Below are 4816 nucleotides of genomic sequence, written 5' to 3'. Positions count from 1 at the left end.
GGCGACCGTGTTCCCGGGCCCGGACGCCATCGTCGTCACCGCCGCCGAGCAGCAGGCCGCCGACGAGCGGGCACGAGCACGATTCGCCGCGGTGCAGGCCGCCATCCGGGATCACAGCCGAGTCGGGTAGCAGCCAAATGCCTTCTACCACAGACGGATGCCCGTCGATAACCGACGCCGACGTCGACGAGCTCGCCTTTGAATTTCTGCACTCGCCCTACGCCGGCCACACCTACGTCGACTGGCGTTTGGACCAGCGCCTCGACGGCTTCCTGCGCCACCGCGGGCTCGTGCGGCTCACCCAAGACGGTGACGCCTACGGCCTCATCCTCAACCGGGTGATGGCCTACATGGCCGAGCTGCGCCGGAAACGGTGACCCGACGAACGACCCGTAAGCCTGGGACTTCGGTCCCTACCGCCGATTACGGCGGACTGGTCGGATGAAAGTCGTCAATGGTGAAAGGGATCGAGGAGATTGCCATGGCGACCCTTCCCGTCCGCCCGCCGAGCGGCGTAGTGACCGCGGTGCGCGATGACCAGAGCAGCTGACGCGACCCGGCGCTCGCCGCGCCGCGTGTTCCGCGACCGCAGCGAGGCCGGCCGGGTGCTGGCCAACCTCCTCGGGGCCTACCGCGATCGGCCAGACGTGATCGTGCTGGGTCTGGCGCGGGGCGGCATACCCGTCGCGTGGGAGGTGGCGGCGGCGCTGCGCGCGCCGCTGGACGCCTTCATCGTGCGCAAGCTCGGCGCGCCCGGCCACGAGGAATTCGCGGTGGGAGCACTGGCGAGCGGGGGCCGCGTGGTGGTCAACGACGACGTCGTGCGTGGCCTGCGTATCACCCCGCAGGAGTTGCGCGCGGTCGCCGAGCGTGAGGGTCGGGAATTGATTCGGCGCGAGGCCGCCTACCGCGACGGGCGCCCACCCGTGGAGGTGGCCGGCAAGACGGTCATCCTCGTCGACGACGGATTGGCCACCGGCGCAAGCATGTCCGCGGCGGTGCAGGCGCTGCGCGAAGCCGAGCCGGCGCACATCGTCATCGCCGTGCCGGCGGCCCCCGAGTCGACGTGCCGGGAATTCGCCGGGCAGGTCGACGACGTCGTGTGCGCGAGCATGCCCACCCCGTTCCTCGCGGTCGGGGAGTCCTTCTGGGATTTCCGCCAGGTCACCGACGACGAGGTCCGCCGGCTGCTCGCCACGCCGACGACCGGGGCGTCGCGGGGCGCCGCGGCGCGGACACCGGCCGACGTGATCAGCCGGGTCGCCATCGACGCGCCGGCGGGCGTGCCGCCGCAAGCGGCGCTGGACGCGCTCGTCGGTGACGCGCGCATCGTGCTGATCGGCGAAAGTTCGCACGGCACACACGAGTTCTACGAGGCCCGGGCCGAAATCACCAAGTGGCTGATCGAGGAGAAGGGTTTCTGCGCCGTCGCGGCCGAGGCGGACTGGCCCGACGCCTACCGGGTGAACCGCTACGTTCGCGGCATCGGCGAGGACACCACCGCCGACGAGGCGTTGAGCGGCTTCGAGCGCTTTCCCGCCTGGATGTGGCGCAACACCGTCGTCCGTGACTTCGTCGAGTGGCTACGCACGCGAAACCGGCTGCACGAGAACAACGGCCAGCGGCAGGCCGGCTTCTACGGCCTGGATCTCTACAGCCTGCACCGGTCGATGCGGGAGGTGATCGGCTACCTGGACAAGATCGACCCCAAGGCGGCGGCGCGGGCGCGGGAACGCTACGCCTGCTTCGACCACGCCTCGGCGGACGACGGTCAGGCGTACGGCTTCTCGGCGGCCTTCGGCGCGGGCCCGTCGTGCGAGAAGGAAGCGATCGATCAACTCGTCGAGATCCAGCGCAACGCGCTGGCCTACGCGCGCAGGGACGGCCTGCTCGCCGAGGACGAATTGTTCTACGCCCACCAGAACGCCCAGACGGTGCACAACGCGGAGGTGTACTACCGGGCGATGTTCAGCGGCCGGGTCACCTCGTGGAACCTGCGCGACAAACACATGGCGCAGACCCTCGACGCACTGCTCAAGCATCTGGACCGTCACGACGACGTGCCGTCCGCGCGAATCGTGGTGTGGGCCCACAACTCCCACGTAGGCGACGCCCGCGCCACCGAGGTGTGGGCCGACGGACAACTCACGCTCGGCCAGCTGGTCCGGCAGCGGCACGGCGACGAATCCCGCCTGCTCGGCTTCAGCACGTACGCGGGCACCGTCACCGCCGCCAGCGACTGGGGCGGCATCGCCGAACGCAAGGTCGTCCGCCCGGCCCTCAACGGGAGCATCGAAGAACTCCTGCACGAAACGGGCAGGGCGGCGTTCGTGGTGTCGCCGCACCTCAACCCCGGGGCCGCGGAGCCCCTCGGCGCGGTGCGCCTGGGGCGTGCCATCGGGGTGATCTACCGCCCCGAGACCGAACGGCAGAGCCACTACTTCCACGTCCGGCCCGCCGACCAGTTCGACGCGATGATTCACATCGACCGGACGCGGGCGTTGGAGCCGTTGGAGGTCACCAGCGTGTGGATCGCCGGCGAGACGCCGGAAACGTACCCGAGCGGCCTCTAGGCACGAAGCGATGGAGATACAGATGCCGGCCGATCGGGCGCTCAGCCGAAGAATCGTCACGTTGACCATGAATCCCGCGCTCGACATCACCACGAGCGTCGGCGTGGTGCGGCCGACCGACAAATTGCGCTGCTCGGCGACGCGCTACGACCCGGGCGGCGGCGGCATCAACGTCGCGCGGATCGCGAAGGTCCTCGGCAGCCCGGTGCTGGCGGTGTTTCCGGCGGGCGGGTCGCACGGTGGCCTCGTCACCACCCTGCTCGGCGAGGCGGAGGTGCCGTTCCTGCAGATCCCGATCGCCGCCCAGACCCGCGAGAGTTTTTCCGTCAACGAGACCAGCACGGGCCAGCAATACCGGTTCGTCCTGCCGGGCCCGGAGCTCAACGCCTTCGAACAGGAGCAATGCCTCGCCGAACTGCGGGCCGCCGCCCAGACGGCCGAAGTCGTCGTGGCCAGCGGCAGCCTGCCGCCGGGCGTCCCGGCCGACTACTACCAGCGGGTCGCCGACATCTGCCGGGAGCTGGGCGTGAAGCTGATTCTGGACACCTCCGGCGGCGGCCTGCAGCACATCTCCTCGGGCGTGTATCTGCTCAAGGCGAGCGTGCGCGAGCTGAGGGAATGCGTCGGCCGCCGACTCGCCACCGAGTCCGAGCAATTGGCCGCCGCCCATCAGCTGATCGACAGCGGCCACGCACAGGTCGTCGTGGTGTCCCTGGGGTCCTACGGCGCGCTGCTCGCGACACGCCATGCCAGCCAACGCTTTCCGGCGGTCCCGATGCGTAGCGGCAGCGGCGTCGGGGCCGGCGACGCGATGGTCGCCGCGATCACGGTGGGTATCACCCGTGGGTGGCCGCTCGCCAAATCCGTTCGGTACGGGATCGCGGCGGGCGCGGCGATGCTGATGACGCCCGGTACGGCGGTCTTCGAGCGCGTCGACGTGGAGCGGTTGTTCGAGCTGGTGGCCGAACCCGCGGAGGTGGGGCCGAACGACTTCGCAGCTGGGGCCTAACGGCCCCTCCGTCGCGGGGCGCCGGCGCAATAGCCTTGAAAGCGAATGGAACCCTAGGAGCCGACATGAACCAGCTGGACGCCAAGGCCGTGGTCGTCGGCGTCAACGGCTCGAAAGCCGCGGTGAACGCCGCGAAGTGGGCGATCGACGAGGCGATCGGCCGGCAGATGCCGCTGCGCCTGGTCTATGTCATCCCCCCACGAGGGGGCCACGCCGGGTCGGGCCCCACCTCGGAATGGGAGGTCGAACGCGGCGAAATCGCGCTGTGCGAAGCGGAGTCCGCCATCCAGAGTGAGCGCAAGGCGGTCGAGATCGAGACGGCGATCGTCTCCGGTGACCCCGCGCAGGCGTTGATCGACCAATCGCTGGACGCCGCCCTGGTGTGTGTCGGCACCGCCAGGCGGGGATGGGCGTCCGACGGGCTGTTGGGCCCGACCGCGGCCGGCCTGGTGGCGCGCGCGCACTGCCCGGTCGCGATCATCCGCACCAATCCCGACGGGTCGCCGACGGAGCTCGGGGTGATCGCCGTTGTGCTCAACGACGAGCCCGACAACGACGAGGTGGTACACCAGGCCATGGAGGAAGGGCGCCGCCGCCACGCCACCGTCCGGCAGATCGACCGGCGGCTGAACAGCTGGGTCCGCCGCTACCCGGACGTCCACGTCCAGACCGTCGCTGCGGGCACCGGCGCCAGACCCAGCGAGAAGCCCGGTGGCACAATCGAACTCGCGGTGGTCGGCAGTGCCGATGCCGACGAGATCGCGGGGCTGGTCACCCCGAACTGTCATCCGATCGTCGGCTACCCCGACTGCTCGGTGCTCGTGGTTCGCCACTGAGATGACGGAGACCGCCCGAACCGAGTCGGTCGTCGCCGGTATCGATGGTTCCAAGGCGGCGATCCGCGCGGCGCTATGGGCGGTCGACGAGGCGGTGAGTCGTGACGTTCCGCTGCGTCTGCTCTACGCGACCGAGGCCGAAGGCGGCGAACAAACGGCGGAGCTCGCGGTCGGCCAGGCGGTCAGCGCGATCCGCGCCGCGGGCAGGCCGGTGGCGATCGAGACGGAAATCGTCCACGGACCCGCGGTCGGGTCGCTGATTCGTTCGTCGGCGTCGGCGGTGATGGTCTGCGTGGGAGCCGTCGGGCTGCGCCACTTTCAACCGGGCCGGGTCGGCTCCACCGCCGCGGCGCTGGCCGTCTCGGCGCACTGCCCGGTGGCGATCGTCCGCGGCCGCG

Annotated in this window: 5 protein-coding genes and 1 pseudogene; all 6 read left to right on the top strand. The window is 70.4% G+C overall.

What is annotated here, in order from left to right; translation table 11 throughout:
• Positions 1–130, top strand: a pseudogene (locus tag A9X05_RS31740) (DUF1918 domain-containing protein); the annotation flags it as partial.
• Positions 131–137: 7 nt separating this feature from the next.
• Positions 138–377 (top strand): hypothetical protein, encoded by a 240-nt coding sequence (locus A9X05_RS20680; RefSeq protein WP_067761150.1) that lies wholly within the window; start codon positions 138–140, stop codon positions 375–377.
• Positions 378–533: 156 nt separating this feature from the next.
• Positions 534–2573 carry an erythromycin esterase family protein gene (locus A9X05_RS20675; protein ID WP_156736869.1) on the top strand — a complete coding sequence of 680 codons (2040 nt, stop codon included), beginning with the start codon at positions 534–536 and terminating at the stop codon, positions 2571–2573.
• 22 nt (positions 2574–2595) lie between these two features.
• A complete protein-coding gene (locus A9X05_RS20670; RefSeq protein ID WP_067761185.1) occupies positions 2596–3582 on the top strand; it encodes a 1-phosphofructokinase family hexose kinase in 987 nt (328 codons plus the stop codon).
• A gap of 65 nt (positions 3583–3647) precedes the next feature.
• On the top strand, positions 3648–4418 hold the full coding sequence (locus A9X05_RS20665; protein ID WP_067761147.1) for a universal stress protein: 771 nt from the start codon (positions 3648–3650) through the stop codon (positions 4416–4418).
• A gap of 1 nt (position 4419) precedes the next feature.
• On the top strand, positions 4420–4816 hold a 397-nt coding region (locus A9X05_RS20660), incomplete at its 3' end, for a universal stress protein (protein ID WP_197499153.1).

The sequence above is a fragment of the Mycobacterium sp. E3298 genome (assembly GCF_001666895.1).
GTDB lineage: Bacteria > Actinomycetota > Actinomycetes > Mycobacteriales > Mycobacteriaceae > Mycobacterium.
The sequence above is the reverse complement of the archived record's forward strand: the minus strand, read 5'-3'. Positions and strand labels throughout refer to the sequence as shown.